At 68.0% G+C, this 16417-nt stretch carries 21 protein-coding genes; 8 read left to right on the top strand and 13 right to left on the bottom strand.

What is annotated here, in order from left to right:
- Positions 1-60: 60 nt before the first annotated feature.
- Together OG625_RS06130 and OG625_RS06135 are read left to right on the top strand one after the other, a co-directional pair.
- A complete protein-coding gene (locus tag OG625_RS06130) occupies positions 61-1302 on the top strand; it encodes a cation:proton antiporter (protein WP_329377082.1) in 1242 nt (413 codons plus the stop codon).
- Positions 1289-1852, top strand: a complete 564-nt coding sequence (locus tag OG625_RS06135) for a CBS domain-containing protein (RefSeq protein WP_329377084.1) — start codon at positions 1289-1291, stop codon at positions 1850-1852. Before OG625_RS06130 ends, OG625_RS06135 begins: the two co-directional genes overlap by 14 nt.
- A gap of 258 nt (positions 1853-2110) precedes the next feature.
- Here OG625_RS06135 and OG625_RS06140 read toward each other — a convergent pair whose 3' ends face one another.
- Positions 2111-2428 (bottom strand): hypothetical protein, encoded by a 318-nt coding sequence (locus OG625_RS06140; RefSeq protein ID WP_329377086.1) that lies wholly within the window; start codon positions 2426-2428, stop codon positions 2111-2113.
- Between the two features lie 488 nt (positions 2429-2916).
- Between OG625_RS06140 and OG625_RS06145 the strand changes: the two genes are divergently transcribed.
- Positions 2917-3057 carry a hypothetical protein gene (locus OG625_RS06145; protein ID WP_329377088.1) on the top strand — a complete coding sequence of 47 codons (141 nt, stop codon included), beginning with the start codon at positions 2917-2919 and terminating at the stop codon, positions 3055-3057.
- Positions 3050-3241 (top strand): hypothetical protein, encoded by a 192-nt coding sequence (locus OG625_RS06150; protein ID WP_329377089.1) that lies wholly within the window; start codon positions 3050-3052, stop codon positions 3239-3241. The genes OG625_RS06145 and OG625_RS06150 overlap by 8 nt, the downstream gene beginning before the upstream one ends.
- On the opposite strand, the gene OG625_RS06155 is transcribed toward OG625_RS06150, so the two are convergent.
- The 6 genes from OG625_RS06155 to OG625_RS06180 all read right to left on the bottom strand — a co-directional run bounded on the left by OG625_RS06155 (position 3213) and on the right by OG625_RS06180 (position 10150).
- Positions 3213-4010 (bottom strand): hypothetical protein, encoded by a 798-nt coding sequence (locus OG625_RS06155; RefSeq protein WP_329377091.1) that lies wholly within the window; start codon positions 4008-4010, stop codon positions 3213-3215. The genes OG625_RS06150 and OG625_RS06155 overlap by 29 nt on opposite strands.
- 194 nt (positions 4011-4204) lie before the next feature.
- Positions 4205-4972 carry a hypothetical protein gene (locus tag OG625_RS06160; RefSeq protein ID WP_329377092.1) on the bottom strand — a complete coding sequence of 256 codons (768 nt, stop codon included), beginning with the start codon at positions 4970-4972 and terminating at the stop codon, positions 4205-4207.
- 262 nt (positions 4973-5234) lie between these two features.
- Positions 5235-7523, bottom strand: a complete 2289-nt coding sequence (locus OG625_RS06165) for a hypothetical protein (RefSeq protein WP_329377094.1) — start codon at positions 7521-7523, stop codon at positions 5235-5237.
- 1 nt (position 7524) lies between these two features.
- Positions 7525-7977 carry a hypothetical protein gene (locus tag OG625_RS06170; RefSeq protein ID WP_329377096.1) on the bottom strand — a complete coding sequence of 151 codons (453 nt, stop codon included), beginning with the start codon at positions 7975-7977 and terminating at the stop codon, positions 7525-7527.
- 381 nt (positions 7978-8358) lie between these two features.
- Positions 8359-9498 (bottom strand): hypothetical protein, encoded by a 1140-nt coding sequence (locus OG625_RS06175; RefSeq protein WP_329377098.1) that lies wholly within the window; start codon positions 9496-9498, stop codon positions 8359-8361.
- A 256-nt stretch (positions 9499-9754) separates the two neighbouring features.
- The gene (locus OG625_RS06180) at positions 9755-10150 is read right to left on the bottom strand and encodes a hypothetical protein (protein ID WP_329377100.1); all 396 of its coding nucleotides are present in this window, start codon (positions 10148-10150) and stop codon (positions 9755-9757) included.
- Between the two features lie 203 nt (positions 10151-10353).
- Here OG625_RS06180 and OG625_RS06185 point away from each other — a divergent pair, with 203 nt between their 5' ends.
- Positions 10354-10761, top strand: coding sequence for a hypothetical protein (locus tag OG625_RS06185; protein ID WP_329377102.1), 408 nt, complete (start codon positions 10354-10356; stop codon positions 10759-10761).
- 108 nt (positions 10762-10869) lie between these two features.
- Here OG625_RS06185 and OG625_RS06190 read toward each other — a convergent pair whose 3' ends face one another.
- Positions 10870-11940 (bottom strand): PucR family transcriptional regulator, encoded by a 1071-nt coding sequence (locus OG625_RS06190; RefSeq protein WP_266820302.1) that lies wholly within the window; start codon positions 11938-11940, stop codon positions 10870-10872.
- A gap of 413 nt (positions 11941-12353) precedes the next feature.
- Here OG625_RS06190 and OG625_RS06195 point away from each other — a divergent pair, with 413 nt between their 5' ends.
- The 3 genes from OG625_RS06195 to OG625_RS06205 all read left to right on the top strand — a co-directional run bounded on the left by OG625_RS06195 (position 12354) and on the right by OG625_RS06205 (position 15119).
- Positions 12354-14261 carry an NAD-binding protein gene (locus OG625_RS06195; protein WP_329390468.1) on the top strand — a complete coding sequence of 636 codons (1908 nt, stop codon included), beginning with the start codon at positions 12354-12356 and terminating at the stop codon, positions 14259-14261.
- Positions 14262-14471: 210 nt separating this feature from the next.
- Positions 14472-14756, top strand: coding sequence for a hypothetical protein (locus OG625_RS06200; protein WP_329377106.1), 285 nt, complete (start codon positions 14472-14474; stop codon positions 14754-14756).
- Positions 14757-14936: 180 nt separating this feature from the next.
- Complete coding sequence (locus OG625_RS06205) at positions 14937-15119, top strand: hypothetical protein (protein ID WP_329377108.1); 183 nt, start codon at positions 14937-14939, stop codon at positions 15117-15119.
- A gap of 62 nt (positions 15120-15181) precedes the next feature.
- Here OG625_RS06205 and OG625_RS06210 read toward each other — a convergent pair whose 3' ends face one another.
- From OG625_RS06210 to OG625_RS06230, 5 genes are read right to left on the bottom strand one after another with little or no spacing between them, the layout of a single operon-like run.
- Complete coding sequence (locus tag OG625_RS06210) at positions 15182-15373, bottom strand: hypothetical protein (RefSeq protein WP_329377110.1); 192 nt, start codon at positions 15371-15373, stop codon at positions 15182-15184.
- Between the two features lie 29 nt (positions 15374-15402).
- Positions 15403-15570: a PGPGW domain-containing protein gene (locus OG625_RS06215; protein ID WP_329377111.1), complete on the bottom strand. Its 168-nt coding sequence runs from the start codon at positions 15568-15570 to the stop codon at positions 15403-15405.
- Between the two features lie 32 nt (positions 15571-15602).
- Positions 15603-15866 carry a hypothetical protein gene (locus OG625_RS06220; RefSeq protein ID WP_329377113.1) on the bottom strand — a complete coding sequence of 88 codons (264 nt, stop codon included), beginning with the start codon at positions 15864-15866 and terminating at the stop codon, positions 15603-15605.
- Positions 15863-16078: a hypothetical protein gene (locus tag OG625_RS06225; protein WP_329377115.1), complete on the bottom strand. Its 216-nt coding sequence runs from the start codon at positions 16076-16078 to the stop codon at positions 15863-15865. Before OG625_RS06225 ends, OG625_RS06220 begins: the two co-directional genes overlap by 4 nt.
- A 27-nt stretch (positions 16079-16105) precedes the next feature.
- Positions 16106-16324 (bottom strand): hypothetical protein, encoded by a 219-nt coding sequence (locus OG625_RS06230; protein WP_329377117.1) that lies wholly within the window; start codon positions 16322-16324, stop codon positions 16106-16108.
- Positions 16325-16417 lie beyond the last annotated feature (93 nt).

Consider the following 16417-nt stretch of genomic DNA (forward strand, 5'->3'; position numbering starts at 1 on the left):
CCGGGAAGCCTGGTCGGCGAACAAGGGATAGCTCTCTTCGCAGATCAGGGGGACTCTGTCATGCTTCTCGTCGCCGTCTTCGGTGTGGCGCTGCTGGTTGCGGTGCTGTTGTCCGGGCTCGCCGCCCGCACCGTGCTCTCCACGTCACTGCTCTTCCTTCTGGGAGGCGCCCTCGTCAGTGACGGCTTCCTCGGCCTGATCCACATCACCCCCGACAGCGAAATCGTCGCCGTGACCGCGGATCTGGCCCTGTTCGCCGTGCTGTTCACGGACGGCATGCACGTCTCGTTCCCCAAGCTTCGGGAGAACTGGAAGAACCCGGCCCGCGCACTGGGACTCGGCATGCCCCTGGCCATGGTGGGCATGGCCCTGGCCACCCACTACATCGCCGGGCTGGACTGGACGACCTCCTTCCTCGTCGGCGCGGTCCTGGCACCGACCGACCCGGTGTTCGCCTCCGCCATCGTGGGGCGGAAGGAAGTCCCTGCCAAGCTTCGACAGCTGCTGAACGTCGAGAGCGGCATCAACGACGGGCTGGCGCTTCCGGTCGTCCTCATCCTCATCGCCGCCGCCGGCCCGACGGCCTCCCACTCCAAGACGTCGATCGGGTCGATCGCCCTGGAGCTCGGCCTCGGCCTCGCGTTCGGTATCGTCCTGCCGCTGGTGGTGGCCGGCCTCGTGCGACTGAGGCTGCTGGGAGCCGAGCCCAAGCTCCAGCCGCTGCTGCCACTCGCCACCGGCATCATTCTCTATGGGCTCTGCCACCTCACCCACGCCAACCCCTACCTCGCGGCGTTCTCCGCGGGCGCGGTCCTCGCCACGGTGTCGCCGGAGCCCAAGGCCGCCTTCGAACCGCTGGGCGAGTCTCTGGCGGAGCTGGCGAAGTTCGCTGCGCTCCTGGTCTTCGGCGCTCTCCTGACGCCTCAGCTGTTCGGCGACCTGTCCGCGGGCGGGTACGTCGCGGTACTTCTGGCCATCTTCCTGATCCGGCCCGCATCGCTGCTGCTGTCGCTGCTCGGGACCCGGCTGGAGCGCCGGGAGAAGCTCGTCGCCGCCTGGTTCGGCCCCAAGGGCTTCGCCTCGGTCGTCTACGGACTGCTCGTGCTCCAGGCGGGTATCCCCCAGGGCGAGCAGGCATACACCCTCATCGCCGTCTGCATCGCCTTCTCGATCATCGCCCACAGCAGCACCGACGTCCCGGTGGCCCGGCTGTTCCACGTCGAGGACATCGCGGGAATCCCCGGCGGCGAGCAGGATCGCCGCACCGTACCCTCCCAGGAGTCCGCTCATGTCCGCGCGTGACCTCGCCGCCCCCTACCCGTGCGTGACGACCGCCGACAGCGCTGACGACGCCGTCCGCCTGCTGGTCGCGCACAGCCTCCCGGCTCTGCTCGTCCTGGACACGAACGGCATGCCGCGCGCGGTGGTTCCGGTGTCCCAACTCGTGCGCCAGCTGGTGCCAGATGCGGCGGTGGAGGATCCGCTTCGTGCCGCCGTCCTCCGTGACGAGCACTCCGCGCAGCAGTTCGCCGGTCTGGTGGGGCTGACTGTCGCCGAGTGGTTGCCCCGACACGGCTTCCGCGCGCAGTGTGTGGGACCGGACGCGACCGTCGCGCGGATCGCGGAGGTCATGGCGCGCAAGGGCACCCCTCTCGTGCCCGTCATAGAACGCGTCGACGATGACGACGTCCGGATGCTGGGGGTCGTATCGGCGGACGCCGTACTGCACCATCTCCTCGCCGCCTCATCCGACACCGGCACCACCGGGACCCCGCCTCGAGCACCTCGCCCGAGACCTGCTGCCCAACACGATCCGCAACTGCTCCTACGGTCGTCCGGTCAAGGATCCTGATTCGGCCTACGGACTCAGAGCAGACGTGGCTCCGCCTCCGGGCGGTTTCGCCGTGCCGTTCGGCGTCGCCGAACCCAGTCGCCGATTTCGCCGGTAGCAACCAGGAGGGCCGCGGAGGCGGCGCTCGACGTGAGGCCGACTGGATAACCCGTCACCCGCCCCAACAGCCAGAGGGCCAGGGTGAGCACAGCCCACCAGGCGATGACCGATACGACTTCACGTCGCCTGCGGTACGTGCGACGTGGGGCGGGCACGGTGTCAGGCCCCTTCGCGAGGGGCCGCGACCGGACGGCGCTGATGCGCAAGAGTGGCGACGCCCAATACCAGGCAGCCGGCGACTGCGACTATTCCGCCGGCCGCCGTACAGAACAGCGTGACATCGGGGGCGGCATCGGCCAGCCGTGGGAGCGCGTTGACCGGTCCGGTGGCGTAGATCAGCAGCAAGGCCCATCCGCGTGGCCGTACGGGCGTCAGGCGGCCGCGCAACCGTTCGGGGACCCGATCCGTGGCCATGGCCAGGCCTGCCGGCAGCAGGGTGAGGGAGAAGACGGTCAAACCGATCCAATGCCACATCATGGGTCTGACTCCTGAAACGTGTACACGCGGTGTGCACGCATGCGCGTGCGCCGCCGAAGGCGCGGGTGGAGGGATCGGAGGGCGGACCGCAGTGCGGCCAGGTGACTCTATCGGTGGTGCGCCTCTGTCAGGACAGGGGGCCCGACTGTCGGCTTCTGGCTCCAGGTTTGCCGGAGCCCGGCAATATTCCGCCAACGGACGGATGCCATGGTGGTCCGTACCGAGACGATGGTGCCGGGTCTGCAGTTGCCACCGTCACGGCCCCTTTGCGAGAGCCGTCGCCACGGCGCTCAAGCTTGACTCAGTCGGGGATCTTGGCGTTTCCCGGTGCGGCAGCGTGATCAACAGGCATGCTCGGGCTGTTCCAAAGGCCGATGCCGTTGTTGAGGTGTTCGTCGTCGCTCCATCCCCGTTCCGGTGAGCACGCCCCGCCTCTGACTGCGCAGGTCCCGCGGGCGAGCAACCCGAGCGGTACGACAGCGATGTGGGTGAGAGACCGGCTGGACGACCTCGACTTCCACCACGGCGTGCTGGCCGATTTCCGAGACCGTCTCGCGGAGGCTGGCCGTGCCGACAGCCTTCTCGACCTCGTGCTGGCCCGCCTCAAGGAGGGCCGGGCTGGTGCGTGAGCGGACCACGCAGCGCACCGACTCCACCCACGTCCTGGCCGCAGTGCGCGACCTGACCCGCCTGAAGCTGATCACCGAGGCGATACGCGCCGCGCTGGAAAAGGCCGCCGGCATCGCCGATCACCTGCTGCGAAACCCGGCACGCTCGGTTGGGGTCATGGCTCTATTTCGCGGTAGGCACTGAGCCCGCTGCGCTCCACCTTCGCGAGCAGCCCCTGCCGCGTCTGCTCGTCCGTTTTCCGGGCCTCCGCCCAGGCGCGGGCCATGTCGACGCCCTGGGTGCGCAGGCGGTCCGGACGTTCCTTCTCGGGCGTGTTCTTCAGGTCCTGGAGCCAAGTCGCCGTGAGGTAGGAGGCCGGGCCGTCCTGGTAGGTGTGCGGGGTGGTCGGGTCACTCAACAGCCGCTCCATGACGGCCCGGCGCCACTTCACGGCCCGGTCCTTGTCCTGCCCGTGCGTGACCGCGTCGCCGATGCCGTCCAGGATGCCGAACCCTCGCGCGTTCGCCGTCGGCGGCACGGTGAGCGCGTAGCCGGTCGCGTCCGGGAGCACGGTGGCGAGGCGCTGAGCGGCGGTTCGGGTTTCCGTGACGCGCAGCAGGGCGTAGGCGTGGGGGTCCTGGGCAACCTCGCGCAGGACTTTCCTGAGGACAGTGTTGTAGACGGCCAGGTGGTAAGTGCCGTCGGATTCCCACGGCGGGGTCTGCCGACCCGCCTGACGCACGTACTCGCCGTCGAGACCCGCGAGCATTTCGTGCAGATCCGGTGCGTAGTCGGCCACCGCGGTGGCCAGCGGCATACGGAGGGCGGGGTCAAGGACGAGTTCGTCCGGCGTGCTGAACCCGAGCGTGAAGAGCACATCCTTCAGAGCCTGCGCCTGCCCCTGCGTATGTCGGCCGGAGCCGTCGCTTGTCGTCACTTTGACCAGGAGCTCACCGAAGGCTGCGCAGCTCATCCCCGTACGAACTTCCACCCCTACGGACTTTTGCACCCGCTCGTCCTCGGGCAGCCCATTACAGGCAGGGGCCGTCGCGCGCCCGTAGAGGAACCACACGCCGGCCCCACCCAGCAGGATCAGACACACCCCGAGCACGAGCAGTACCCGACCGACGGTTCCCCGCGGCGTGGCTCCCCGACCCCCGCCGCCAGTCACCGCTTCAGCACTCGCTTCGCCTCGCTGCGCGCAGCGGCGGCGGATGTCTCGACAGCAGCCAGCAAACCCTGCTGCGCAGAATCGCCGATGCCGCGGGCCTCAACCCAGATGCGGGCCATGTCCACCGGCTGCGCACGGAGGTAGTCGGCCTGTGCGTCCCGTGGCGCGGTGCGCAGGCCATGCAGCCAAGCTGCGGTGATGTAGGCGGAAGGATCCTGGTTGTAAGTGCGATCCTCGATGGAAGTCTTCAGAAGGCTGTCGACCATGCTGCCCTGCCACTTCCGGGCTTGCTCGCTGTCGAGGCGCTCGATGGTGGAGAAGGCCACACCGTCCAGTGCGCCGAGCGCCCTGCCGCTTCTTGCGGGCGGGACAGTGAAGTCGTCTCCTTGCGCGTCGGCGGGGACGTACCCCAGGTCCTGTGCGGCGTAACGGGTGAGGGCCGAGTGGATGGCAGCGTAGCCCTCCGGATCCGTCGAGACGGCGCGCAGCACGGAGAGGAGGCGGCGGTAGTCCACGGCCATGTGGAAGCCGTCCCCCATCTGCCATGGGGGATCGTCCGCACCCGACTTGGTGGTGTACTGGGGGTCCAGCGAGTGGAGCCTGGCATAGATGTCGCCACTGTAGTCCGCCAGCGCGGCCGCGAGTGGTGGGCGCAACGCCGGGTCGAGGGTGAACTCCGCCCCGTAAGACCAGGTAAAGGCGTACAACACATGCTTCATGGCCTGCGCCTGCGCCTGGGTGTGCCGGCCCGGTTGGTCGCCCATGGTAGCCCTCGTGATTGCCTTCCCGAGGGCTGCGCAATCGGAAGGCCGTTCTGTGGGCGCTACCCCGAGGGACGTCATTACTTTCTCGTTACGGAGAAGTCCGTTGCAGGGCTCGGTAGGCTTCCCGCCAAGGAGCAGCCATACCCCCATTCCGCCCAGCAGTGCCAGGCACAGGCCAAGAAGGAGCAGTCTCCTGCCGCTGGGGAATCGGTGTGCGGGTCTGGTCTGGGGCATGGCTCTTCTCGTTCCGAGCAGTCGAAAGTCAGTTCGTGGTGTCCGTCAGGTACTTTTGTGCCGTGTTCGCGCCCCGGTCGTGGCCGTCGAGGATGTGGCGGCTGAGTGCCTCCACCGTCTGCCCTCTCAGGTCGGGCCGGTCTTGTGCCCAGTCCTGGACCATGATGGGAACCTGGTTGTTGACTTCCAGGTACTTGTCCGCGATTTTCGCGTTGGCTTCCGCATCGGCTGCGGATTTCATGTCGTTGCCCATAACCCATGCCCACACGTCGACACCGCGCTGCTGCGAGTCGCCGAGGGCGAGGGTCATCCCGCCCGCTGTCGTGAAGTACAGCGGTGTGACAGCTCCGCCGATGACGTGGTAGGCCACCTTCGACTTCCAGTCCGCCTCGCTGTACGCGGCCATGCGTTTGTCGTTGACGACGTCTTCCATCACTGAGCTGTAAGCCCCCATAGCACTGCCTGACTTGTACAGGGGGTTGGTCAGATCGTCACCGGTCGCGCCTTGCGGGATTCCTTCCATCACAAGGCTGCTGTAACGGGACTCCGCCTTGTAGAGCGTGGCGTACGCTTCCGGGTCGTCCGATAGCCCTCGAATGAACTGGACGAGGTCTTTCTGGGAGGCGGACATGTGAGTAGTGCTGCCGTCCTGGAACGAGCCGCTCCCGGACGCCGAGATGTATCTGGCGTCCAGACCCGCCAGGATCTCGTGCGTGTCGGCGGTGTAGGAGGACAGGGCGCGGGCGAGGGGTTCGCGTATGTTCTCGTGGATCTGCTGGGACGCGCCGACTTCGCCGATGATGTCGTGCATGAGGCGGGCCTGGGCTTCGGTGTGCGGGGTGACGGGCCAGGGGTCCTGCTTGGGGCCGAGCGGTGGATGGCCGGTGGTCGCCGCCTCCAGCGCCAAGCCCAAACCGATACGGCTGGTCGCGTCGTCGAGGTTCGTGACGTTGGTCCCCATGACCGTGACGCGGGGCCATTCGCGAGTCCCGTCGCCGGTGCCCGCCAGGTAGTGCAGGTGGTCGTTGGTGACCTTGTCACCGTCCGCACCGTTGCCCTTGGCATCGAAGAACGCCGTCGCCGCGTCCGGATTCTTGCTCATGACGCCGAGGAGCCCGTCGATGGCGTCGGTCTCGATGCCCTTGTGACCCGCTCCCCACTGGTAGAAGATCCCGGAATTCTTCTTCTCGGCCGCGATCAGGTCGTCACCGAGGTCGTAGAGGAACTGGTCGTCGAACTTCGTGTCAGCGTGCTGCATCAGTGTGACGAACGACTGGTAGCCGTAGAGCGGGTTCTCCTGGCGGCCGGTGTACTCGACGCCGGCCTTGTCGAGGCCCTCGGTGAACTCTCGGTAGAACCTGCCGTCTTCGCTGGCCAGCCATTCCTTGAACCGCTTCGACCCGGGCGGGGCCTCGGAGACCTTGCCCGGTACCTCGGTGGCGCCCGCCACCGTGTTCGCGAGGCCCTTCTGCAGGTTCAGGAACTGGGCGCTGCCGTCCTTCCCCGCATCGAGTGTCTTGCCGTTCAGCTTGTTCGTCAGAGCGATGGTGCCCTGCGGACCCATGCCGGCCAGGAACGTCTGGGAGAACGCCTTGTTGGTGGAGTTGTCGCGGAAGGAGCGGTCCAGTTCGGCGTATTCCGCTGCCGAGACCTTGTCGCCGCTATTGATGCGGGTGGCAATGTCCTCGGCATTGCGGGCCTCGTAGACCTCGATGTCGCCCTGCGCACCCGCGTTGAAGCCGTCGTAGGTCTCGTCGTTGCCCTTGCCGAAGGCGTCCTTGTTGCTGTCAACGACGACGGCTTCAAGGGCGATCTTGACGCCCTGGTCGGCGTCGGAGACGGCCTTTACGCGGTCGTCGATGTGCTGCTGCCACTTCGTGACCGCTTCACGGATGGAGGCCTGACCGTCCGGATCATGCTGGTAGGCGCTGCGCTCGGAGGGGGAGAGCTTGGCGTAGTCGAAGGTGACGCGACCCTGCTCGGAGACGGTCATGCCTCCCTTCGTGATCGCGTCATCACGCGCGGAATCGAGCCTCTTCTTCAGATCGGTGAACTGCTCATGCGCGTCGCGCAGCAGGCTGGCGACCGCCTTCGCCTGGATCTGGGCCGCGGAGTACTCGTAGCGGGTGGCTGCGAAGTTCGTGTGCGCAACCCCGGCACTGATACCGACCCAGTTCTGATTCACGGTGATCTTCTGCACCGTGTCGCCGTAACGGGTCTCAACCTTCTTCAGCTCACCGGCCATCTCATCCCACTTGGTGGCGGCCGTGCTCAGTAGACCGAGGTCGGTGGTCATCACTTCGTAATACGTCAGCACGTCATTCCCCCCTGCCCAGGCCGTTCAGTTTCGAGTTCGACGCGCGAAACTGGTCACCCAGGCCGATATCGTTCCGGGCGATAAAATTCGAGGCGCCGCGCAGCTGGTTCTTCTCTGCGGCAAGGCGTCCCATCAGGACCGTGACCTGCTTGTCCCAGGTATCCGCGACCTTCTTCAGGCCGGCGGCGGTGTCCCAGCCGTCGAAGCCCTTGCCGGCAGCGCTGGTGGTCTCGTCGGCGTGGTCGGCGGCCTTCTGCGTGCTCTTCTCAAGCTCGTTCTCGATCGTGTTCGCCGCGGCTGTCTTCTCCGCCGGCGTCGAACCGAACGCACCCGCACCGCCCGGCACCAAGGGACCCGCCGGTCCACCGCCCACACCGTTCAGCCGCATGGCCGCCTGCCGCGCGGACGCATCCGCGCGCTCAACGCCCCACTCGTGATCGAAATCCCCTGACACGACTCGCCCCTCCCCCATCCGCAGATCATGATCATATGCATAGCAATGGCAAACGGGGACCTACGAACGCGGAGAAGCTCTGCGGTCCGCGCCATTCCTTGTGGGTCGGAGCCTTGGCGAAGCAGCGCCGGGAGCCCAGCGAGCGCAGCAGCGGACCGAGTGGGCGCCGGGTGACCACGCCCTGCGCCTCGCGGAGCTCTGCCAGGGTGACGCCAGTGGTCTCCTCGTAGGTGTTGTCACCGCACCTACGGCTGCTGGGGAAACGCCGCTCATGCGGTGATGAGCCCGAGGGTGGCCACGGCGGCGGCCGCCACTACTTGTCGGGCCGACGCTGCCGAGGTCGGTACGGCTCGGCTCCAGGATGGGCGCGGGTGGCACACCTCAAGGGATCTGCGGCGTCTGCAACCCCGTACAGCCGCCGCGCCGCGCCTGGTCGTCCGCGAACGCGGCCACGTACTCGCGCAACAGCAACCGCCGCTCGCTGCGTTCGGCCTCCGTCAAGGGCCCGGGCTTCGCGCCTTCTTCCCTTGAGGAGTAGCCTTCGGCCCAATGCGCGGCGAAGCCGGCGTTCTCACCGCCGCACTTGGCGACGGCCCACGCCCGGTCCGCGGTCAGCGCGGGCTTCCAGGCGCGGCCAGTGCCCATCGGCAGCGGGTCGGGGCCTGATCCCATCTCGCGCATCTTCCCGGCCCAATCGCCACGCCAGCTGGTGAGTTCGACGAGCGGCCTGCCCGGCGCACCTCCACCCTGGTGCCCCTCGGCGGCCTTGCCCGGCGCGTACAAGGTGCAGCGCCCGACGACTCCGCCATCGGCGATGGCGATACGGACCTGTCCGTCGCTGCCTTCTGCCGGGACGTTGGTGGTGGCCAGAGCGTTGCAGGCGGTGCCTTTCGCCTGGGCGCGGGGCACAAACGTGCCCCTGTCCGGTACCGCCCCGTCCTTCGGTGCGGGCAGCGGCTCACCACCGCAGCCGAGCTTCTCGGTCATCTCGTTCGCCATCCGCACCGCGAGCCGCAGCATGGCCGCCTTCTCCTCGCGGCTCTTCGCGAAGTACGTCCAAGTGCTCACCAGCAGCCTGTGGTGTTCCCCGAACGGCTCCCTGGCGCGGCGCGGACACTCGGGCATGAGGTAGACGAGGCTGTTCTCGTCCTCGAAACCGGGAAGCCCGCCGGGCAGTACGGCGTGCGGGGCACGGGAACTGCCGATGGACGACATCTCCTTGTCCCGCTCCGCCCCGCCGAGGTAGGCGTTCACGGCGACCACGACCCTGCCCTGGTCGCTCTCCAGCACGCAGCGGTACCGGCCCCGTTCCTCCTCGAAGGACTCCTCCTGAGCCCCGAGCCCCACTCCCTTCCTCACCGTTTCCAGGTCCTTGCCGACCAGCGTGCCCCCGCACGCCTCACGGGCCAGCCACCAGTCCTTCACCGGCGCCCGGACCGAGAATCCGACGATGACCAGTACGGCCAGCACACATGCCGAAGCCCACAACCACCGTCGGTGCGCCCATGCCCAGTTCTCCACCCGTGCCTCCACTCCCCACTCACCCGAGTGCCACTTCCGGCACCAGTGTGCACAGCAGCCCCGACCGCCCCTCTCCCCGGTCCATCGGCCAGCCATCTGCGGGGCCTCTACCAGGTCACGAACGCATCGGTCAAGGACCCGTTGATGCAAATCGGCCGCGGAATCGGAGCTTCGGGGAAGGGGGATCGGCTGCCCGAAGCCGTCGTAGGCGGTGGTGCTGTCCGCGCTGCGCGCTTCGCTGCCAGATCTCAAGGCCTCAGCCCTGCGACCGTGGGCCTGACGCTTCGCCGTGAGCCAACCGGAAAAGGACCTTGGAGTACACCATGGTCGCCGCAGCGGTAACGGTCGCAACGGCCGCCAACGCGAGGATCCCCAGCAGCGTGGGCCACTGACGCATCTCGTCGCTGCGGCAGAATCGGTCTTGGGGGGACGGCTCGACGAACGGGCCCCGGCAAAAACTGCGGCTCCCCTGTTCGGGGCCGTAGTCGGCGAACATCAGGAAGGCGAACCATCCCCAGATCACCAAGGCCATGATCATCCACGCAATCGACCACGCCTCGATGCGGCCCGCGTCCTGGCTCACTTTCCCAGCACGGCCCAGTGCGGCATCTGCGGAATCGGACACTTCCAAAGCCGTCTCATCGGCTGCCATCCTTTCCCCAACCTACGGCGAACGATCTTCAGTTCATCACACTATGCCTGCACCCTGGACTGGCATCCCCAAGAGCCGCTCCGGAACTCCCCACGTTGACAGGTGCTGTCCACGGGCCGACCGGAGCGGAGCGAATCGTCCGCTGTCCGCACCATGGGGGCTGATTGTTCTGGCAAATAGGGGCGGGGCTTAGGTTCTGTGCCATGACAACATTGAGAGCGCGGGCGTACGACCGGGAGTTCCGCCATCGTGCCCACCGCCAGAGAGTCCTGGGCATACGCCTGTTGACTGTGGCTTCACTGATCTGGCTTTGGATGGCCTACCAGTTGCTAGTGCCCTTCACCGCGGAGAGCGGCGGCAAGTACGGGGGAGAGATTTCTTGCAGGTCAATGGCCTTCCACAATCTCGGCGAGGAAAGAAGGGTGGCCTACTCAGAGCGGCACGAGAAGTGCAACATCGAGCGGGACCCGGGCGTGGTACTCGCCTGGCTGTTGCTGTCCGTTCCCGTCGCTGCCACCGGTCTGTTCCAGTCCGCTTCGGGCTCCTCGGCGTTGCGTATCAGCGAGCAGATGGTGGAGTACACGCGCCTGGCAAGCCTGCCCGAGGAGTGAGATCGACGCAGCACGTGTTCGCGGGCGAGTACCCAGCCCCCGAGGGGCAAGGGGAACGCCGACCGGCAGCCGGCCCTGTCGGTTGCGGGGCGGCTTGAATCGGTGCCACTACTCCTTCGCCGGCCACCCCAGCAACCTGGCTCCGATGACAGCCGTCTGAAGGGTGTAGCGGTGAGACGGCTCACCCGGGTCGATGTGTGTCAGGGTCTGGATGCGCTCGAGACGATACGTCAGGGCTCGCACACTGAGGGAGAGCCTTCGGGCTGCCTCCACCGCCACGCAGCCGCTGTCGAAGTAGGCGGTGAGGGTGTCGATCAGGGGCTGCGCACCACCCCGAGCCTGCTGAAGCGGGCCGAGCGTACTCTCCACCAGATCGGCCATGGCCTGCCGGTCCCGCGCCAGCACCGGGTAGACCAACAGATCGGCGGCATGCAGCACCGGGTCATCCAGTGCCATGCGGTCCGCCAGGTCGAGGGCGTTCAGAGCCTCTTGATAGGAGTGGACGACACCACCGGGTCCTGGATGGGAGCGGCCGACGGCAACCCGGCCGCCGTCTGTTGCGGCATACGCCTGCTTGGCGAAGAACGCCAGAACATCCGGCTTGTCTCCCGGCGCCACGCAGATGAGCCGTCCGTCCTTGGTGGTGAGGAGCGTGCTCTGGTCGCCGAACCGGGCCAGGACGGCGGTCTCGATGCCGCGCGCGACCGGATAGCCGTCACCATACGGCTCCGGGCCTATGGCCACCGCCACCGCGTGGGCCTGTGACAGTCGCAGCCCGAACCTCTCAGCGCGTTCGGCGAGGCGGCCCAAGTCGGCGCCGCCGTACAGGAGGTCGTCGATGAACTCCCGCCGAGCGGCTTCCTCTTGTCGCACCGCGAGCCTTTGGGCCCGCTCATATCCTTCGGCGAACGCGTCGACGGCCTGCTCGACGACGGTCAGCAACTGGTCGCGGCTCCTGGCAGGCAGCGCACCCTGCGCCGTTCGCGCCTCGGCGAGGTGGGCGCGGACGAGTTCTCGCAGCGCAAGGCCGGCTTCGGCCGCCTGCACACCCTCGGCCCGCCGCTCTTCGATCTCGTCCCGGGTGAGCCGGCGGCCGGTGGCACAGGCGTCCAGCAGGATCTTTCTGTATCCCGCCAGATACTCCTCCGCAGCCGTCCGCTCCACCGTGCGCTCCCCCATGAGTCTTGACGTGTTCTTGACTCCGCCCAAGGGTGCCATGCCGGTTGCGGTCCACCGCAACCGGCATCAAGAGCGCGTAAAGGCTGCCGGAAATCGGCAATGCACCCTGCGACGAAGACGGGCAGGATCACGCCTTGAGGGTTCGTCTTTCCGCCGATTGCCGGATTGGGCGTGCCACGGCTTGGAGCGGTACAGGCCGACACCCGTCCGTGCCACTGCCGCGATCACCGCCCCCAGCGTGAGCGTCAACCGTTCCCGTCGCACGCCACCACGACAACGTCTCCCTGCTGATCGGTCTGTGGCCATCCGGCCCAGACGGCCACAACTATGAGGAGCCAGGTATGACAGGGGCAGCGCATCCTTGGGCCGTGTCGATCTCCACATACAGCCAACAGTCGCAGTCCGCCGAGCGGATGGTGGTCTGCGGCGACGACGGGCTGGCCCACCGACTGGCTGCGGAACTCGAGGGCGTCTACCGCGAGCACGTGACCCTCGTGACCCCGCCGAGCAGTGCCTCACAGGCCGGCACCCGCAACGGAGAGGGCCGCGAGCTCGCCCGGCGCTTCCTCTGGTGGGTTCCGGCCGCCCGCAGCCGACCCGCCCCGTCCCCGGACAACCCCCCGGCCGCGCAGGGCATCCGGTTCTTCGAGGCAACGGAACCGGACGAAGACGTACTGATCGCGGCCGGCGTGGTGAGCGCCGCCGCCCTCGCACTCGTCTACGAGGACGACGAGACCAACGTTCGAGCCGCACTGGTGGCGCGTCGGCTCAACCCCAGGCTGCGACTGGTAATCCGGCTGTACAACCGCAAGCTGGGCCAGCATCTGGAACAACTGCTGGACCAGGCGTCGATCGTCGCGGAGCCCGGTATCGACCTGCGGGACCTGGACTCGTCGACCACCGTGCTGTCGGACGCCGACACAGCGGCACCCGCCCTGGCCGCGACAGCCGTCGCGGGGACCAGCAAGGTGGTGCAGGCGGACGGACTGCTGCTGCGTGCCGTGGAACGCACACCGCCGGGCCGAGGACAGGTAGCCGATCCGGGCCTGTGCACCCTGGCGTTGCTGTCCGCCACCACGAGCGACCCCGCGGGCAGCGAAGGCTCGGAAGCCAGCGGGAGCGAAGGGCCCCAACTACTCCCCGACGCCAGCGCGGTGGCCGCAGCGACCGGCCGCGGCATCATCGCACTGGAGACCGTCACCCACGAAGGGCCCGTGCCGGCCGCGCGTCGGCTGAGCACGACGACGCCTCCCATGGGATCGATCTTCTCCAAGCGGCTTCGCTGGTCGCTGGCCGGACTCGTGGCCGCCGTCGGCGCCCTGACCGTCGCGGGGTGGTGGGTCACCGGAGACCATCCCCTGCACGCCGCCTACATGATCCTGCTGGACATCTTCGCGATCAACGATCCCGCCGTCGACGATCAAACCGGAAGACAGATCCTCCAAATCCTCGCCGGCCTGACCGGAATGCTTCTCCTTCCGATCCTGGTGGCGGCAGCCCTGGAGGCATTGGGCTCCTTCCGCACCGCGGGTGCGCTCCGGCGTCCGCCCCGGGGCCTGACGGGGCACGTGGTCCTCCTCGGGCTGGGCAAGATCGGAACGCGTGTCCTGGCCCGGCTGCGCGAACTGCACATCCCCGTGGTGTGCGTGGAAGCGGACCCGGACGCACGCGGAGTCGCCCTCGCCCGAACCCTGCGCGTACCGGTCGTCCTGGGCGATGTCACCGAGGAAGGGGTCCTGGAGACCGCCCGCATCCACAAGGCCCAGGCTCTGCTCGCCCTGACCAGCTCCGACACCACCAACCTCGAAGCCGTGCTGTACGCCCGATCCGTACGGTCCGACGTACGCGTAGCTCTGCGCCTGTACGACGACGACTTCGCGACCGCCGTGTACCGCACCCTTCGCACGGCCCACCCCGAGGCCCTCACCCGCAGCCGCAGCGTCACCCACCTCGCGGCGCCCGCCTTCGCCGGAGCGATGATGGGCCGGCAGATCCTGGGGGCCATACCCGTGGAACGCCGCGTCCTGGTGTTCGCCGCGGTGGAGGTGACCGGCCACCGAGAGCTCGAAGGAAGGACCGTCGCGGAGTCCTTCCGGCCGGGGGCCTGGCGCGTCATCGCCCTCGACACCGCGGCTCCCGAGGAGCGGCGCCCGGACCTGGCATCGACGCCGGACGGTGACCGCGACTCCTTCCCGGGCCTCGTCTGGGATCTCCACCCCGGCTACGTCCTTAAGGCTCAGGACCGCGTGGTGATCGCAGCCACGCGGCGCGGTCTCGCGGAACTCCTCGGACGCCGGAGCAGCCCGGTGACGGGCACATGACGGATCCGATAGCGGTGATTCATTTCCGGTCACGGGGCAACGCGAGACCGGCCATTCGCCCTTGTCAAGATCAGCGGTGGCGCCCAGTCAGGGGACCACGGCGTGGGTGGACGTTCGAGGGCCTCAGCAGATCACGACTTCACGGCCTCCAGGGCGGCAGTACTCCCGTCTGGTCAACGGATTGTCCACTTTGGTCGCCGAGGAGGCGAGATGCAGTATGTGGGGCTGGGAGCGTTCACTGCGGTTGCTCTGGCCATAGCGATAAGTGGCGTGGTCGAGCTTCTCACCGGGTGGATCCACCCATGGGAGCGCGCCCGGGTCGTACGTCCCGTGCCGCATGGTCTCGGCCAGGTGCTGACGGGAAGCAGCCTCTGCCTTGTGTTCGGTGTGTTCGCCTTCTCCCCGACAGGGGACGCGCTCCGCTGGCTGATGGCAGTGGGCGCTGGGCTCTTCCTCACCGGAACCATCCTGGTCGGCGTGTCCCGGTTGCCATGACCATTCACACTGCTTACGACCGGGGCCAGACGATGATGGCTGGGGCGGTACAGAGGACTGACCCCGAGGGGCATCTTTCTGCATGCCACTGGTCATGGGACTCTAGGGCAGCCGTCCCATCCGCCGCTTGGAGTCCCTGATGCCGCCCTCGCCCTTTCACCGAGCCTCGCCCGGAGCGCTGTGCTGAGCCTCTGCCGCGCCGCAGGACCAGCATCGCCGCTGTTCGCCTTCGCGGGCGTCCTCACGGCGGGCGGCGCCACTCTCTACCTGCTCGAAGCCGAGAACCCCTGGGTGTTGGCCGTCTGCACCTTCGTTCTGGCATGCGCGGCCGGCCTCTGGTGCGCCGCTCGCCACGACCGCTGAGCCGCACCCCTGCCCGGCAGCGCGGACTGTTCGCGAACAGCGTGGGCGGTTCGCGGATTTGATCACGGGGTGGCGATCATGGCTCGCCGGGTGGTGATGGCTGCGTACGTGCATCCGGCCACGGCCCTGCGCTGCCAGTGGCAGCGAGGGCGCGGCGCCGGCCAGGCGCGGGATACGGTCGGCGACGAGCGCCAGGTGTCGGCGGGCAGCAGGGTCAGGGAGAAGACGGCAAGCCGATCCAGTGCCAGGTGCATGAGGGCTCCTGCGCCGGCGGTGGTGCAGTTCAGCGCCGGTGGCCGGCCGCGGCCATCACGAGACCGGTGACCAGGGCGGCAAGGCCAATAACGAGGACGTGAAAGCCCGGGCCGGGCAGGAGGTACATCACTGCCCCGGCCAACGTCAGGAGCGCTCCCGCGGCGGCCAGGATGGCTCCGATGCGTCGTTCGGGCATGCGGTTCCTCGTCGATCGGGGCCTGGTGACGGTCACGGCGGTGTCCCCTGATGGACTAACTGGGCGGTGAGTGCCCCGACGATGAGCGCCCAGGCGAGTGCGGCGGGTCCGGCCTGGTTCCAGCCGATCAGAACGGTGGCCGCTGCCGCCGTGGCACCGCCTGCCACCGCGCGGCGGTCAGCAGCGAACGCCCATTGCCTGCGGGCGCTGCCGGGCTTGCGGAGTTCGCCGATCGCACTCCTGATCACCAGCGCGGCGGTGATGACCACCGGCAGCACGAACGCGGCGCCGCTCACGCCGCCGCCCCGAGGAAATGCTGCATGAGGCGGGCTGCTGTATCCGTGCCGAGCAGGATCACCTCGTCGCCATCGCGTTCGATGACGGCGACCAGAGGGCTGTGGGTGCGGGCCATCAGAGCCGCAACTTCCACGGCGTGCGCATCGGGCCCGACGACGGGCGGCGGATAGAGACGGTGGGGCGCCCAGTCGGCGACCGTGAGCCCGGCCAAGCGCTCAACGAACTCGGCAGCGTGGCGCTACCCGACAAAGGGAGCGAGCAAGTGGTCCTCGGCTATGTAGGTGGGGAGGACCTGCCGGATGAGCTGGGGGCCGGGGACGATGGCGTACGGCTGACCATCGGAGTCGAGGACCAAGAGAGCGGGCAGCGAGTGCTGGGCCAGCATGCGGGCCGCGTCCATCGCGTCGTCGTCCATGGTGACGAAGGGGTAGGGCTCGGCAAGATCTCGTGCGCGCATGACCGGGCCTCCGTCAGTTGTTGCCCCCGGGCGGTGCCATGCCGGGGGCGGGTGGGCTGGTGCATTTCGAAGTGCCGTAGGCACGATTCTCGG

It is taken from the genome of Streptomyces sp. NBC_01351 (genome assembly GCF_036237315.1).
Taxonomy (GTDB): Bacteria; Actinomycetota; Actinomycetes; order Streptomycetales; family Streptomycetaceae; genus Streptomyces.

Excerpts from the sequence above, each read along its gene's own strand:
- OG625_RS06130 (WP_329377082.1), top strand. The coding sequence starts at position 61 with ATGCTTCTCGTCGCCGTCTTCGGTGTGGCGCTGCTGGTTGCGGTGCTG.
- OG625_RS06135 (WP_329377084.1), top strand. The coding sequence starts at position 1,289 with ATGTCCGCGCGTGACCTCGCCGCCCCCTACCCGTGCGTGACGACCGCC.
- OG625_RS06140 (WP_329377086.1), bottom strand. The coding sequence starts at position 2,428 with ATGATGTGGCATTGGATCGGTTTGACCGTCTTCTCCCTCACCCTGCTG.
- OG625_RS06155 (WP_329377091.1), bottom strand. The coding sequence starts at position 4,010 with ATGAGCTGCGCAGCCTTCGGTGAGCTCCTGGTCAAAGTGACGACAAGC.
- OG625_RS06160 (WP_329377092.1), bottom strand. The coding sequence starts at position 4,972 with ATGGGCGACCAACCGGGCCGGCACACCCAGGCGCAGGCGCAGGCCATG.
- OG625_RS06180 (WP_329377100.1), bottom strand. The coding sequence starts at position 10,150 with ATGGCAGCCGATGAGACGGCTTTGGAAGTGTCCGATTCCGCAGATGCC.
- OG625_RS06185 (WP_329377102.1), top strand. The coding sequence starts at position 10,354 with ATGACAACATTGAGAGCGCGGGCGTACGACCGGGAGTTCCGCCATCGT.
- OG625_RS06190 (WP_266820302.1), bottom strand. The coding sequence starts at position 11,940 with ATGGGGGAGCGCACGGTGGAGCGGACGGCTGCGGAGGAGTATCTGGCG.
- OG625_RS06195 (WP_329390468.1), top strand. The coding sequence starts at position 12,354 with ATGGTGGTCTGCGGCGACGACGGGCTGGCCCACCGACTGGCTGCGGAA.
- OG625_RS06200 (WP_329377106.1), top strand. The coding sequence starts at position 14,472 with ATGCAGTATGTGGGGCTGGGAGCGTTCACTGCGGTTGCTCTGGCCATA.
- OG625_RS06210 (WP_329377110.1), bottom strand. The coding sequence starts at position 15,373 with ATGCACCTGGCACTGGATCGGCTTGCCGTCTTCTCCCTGACCCTGCTG.
- OG625_RS06215 (WP_329377111.1), bottom strand. The coding sequence starts at position 15,570 with ATGCCCGAACGACGCATCGGAGCCATCCTGGCCGCCGCGGGAGCGCTC.
- OG625_RS06230 (WP_329377117.1), bottom strand. The coding sequence starts at position 16,324 with ATGCGCGCACGAGATCTTGCCGAGCCCTACCCCTTCGTCACCATGGAC.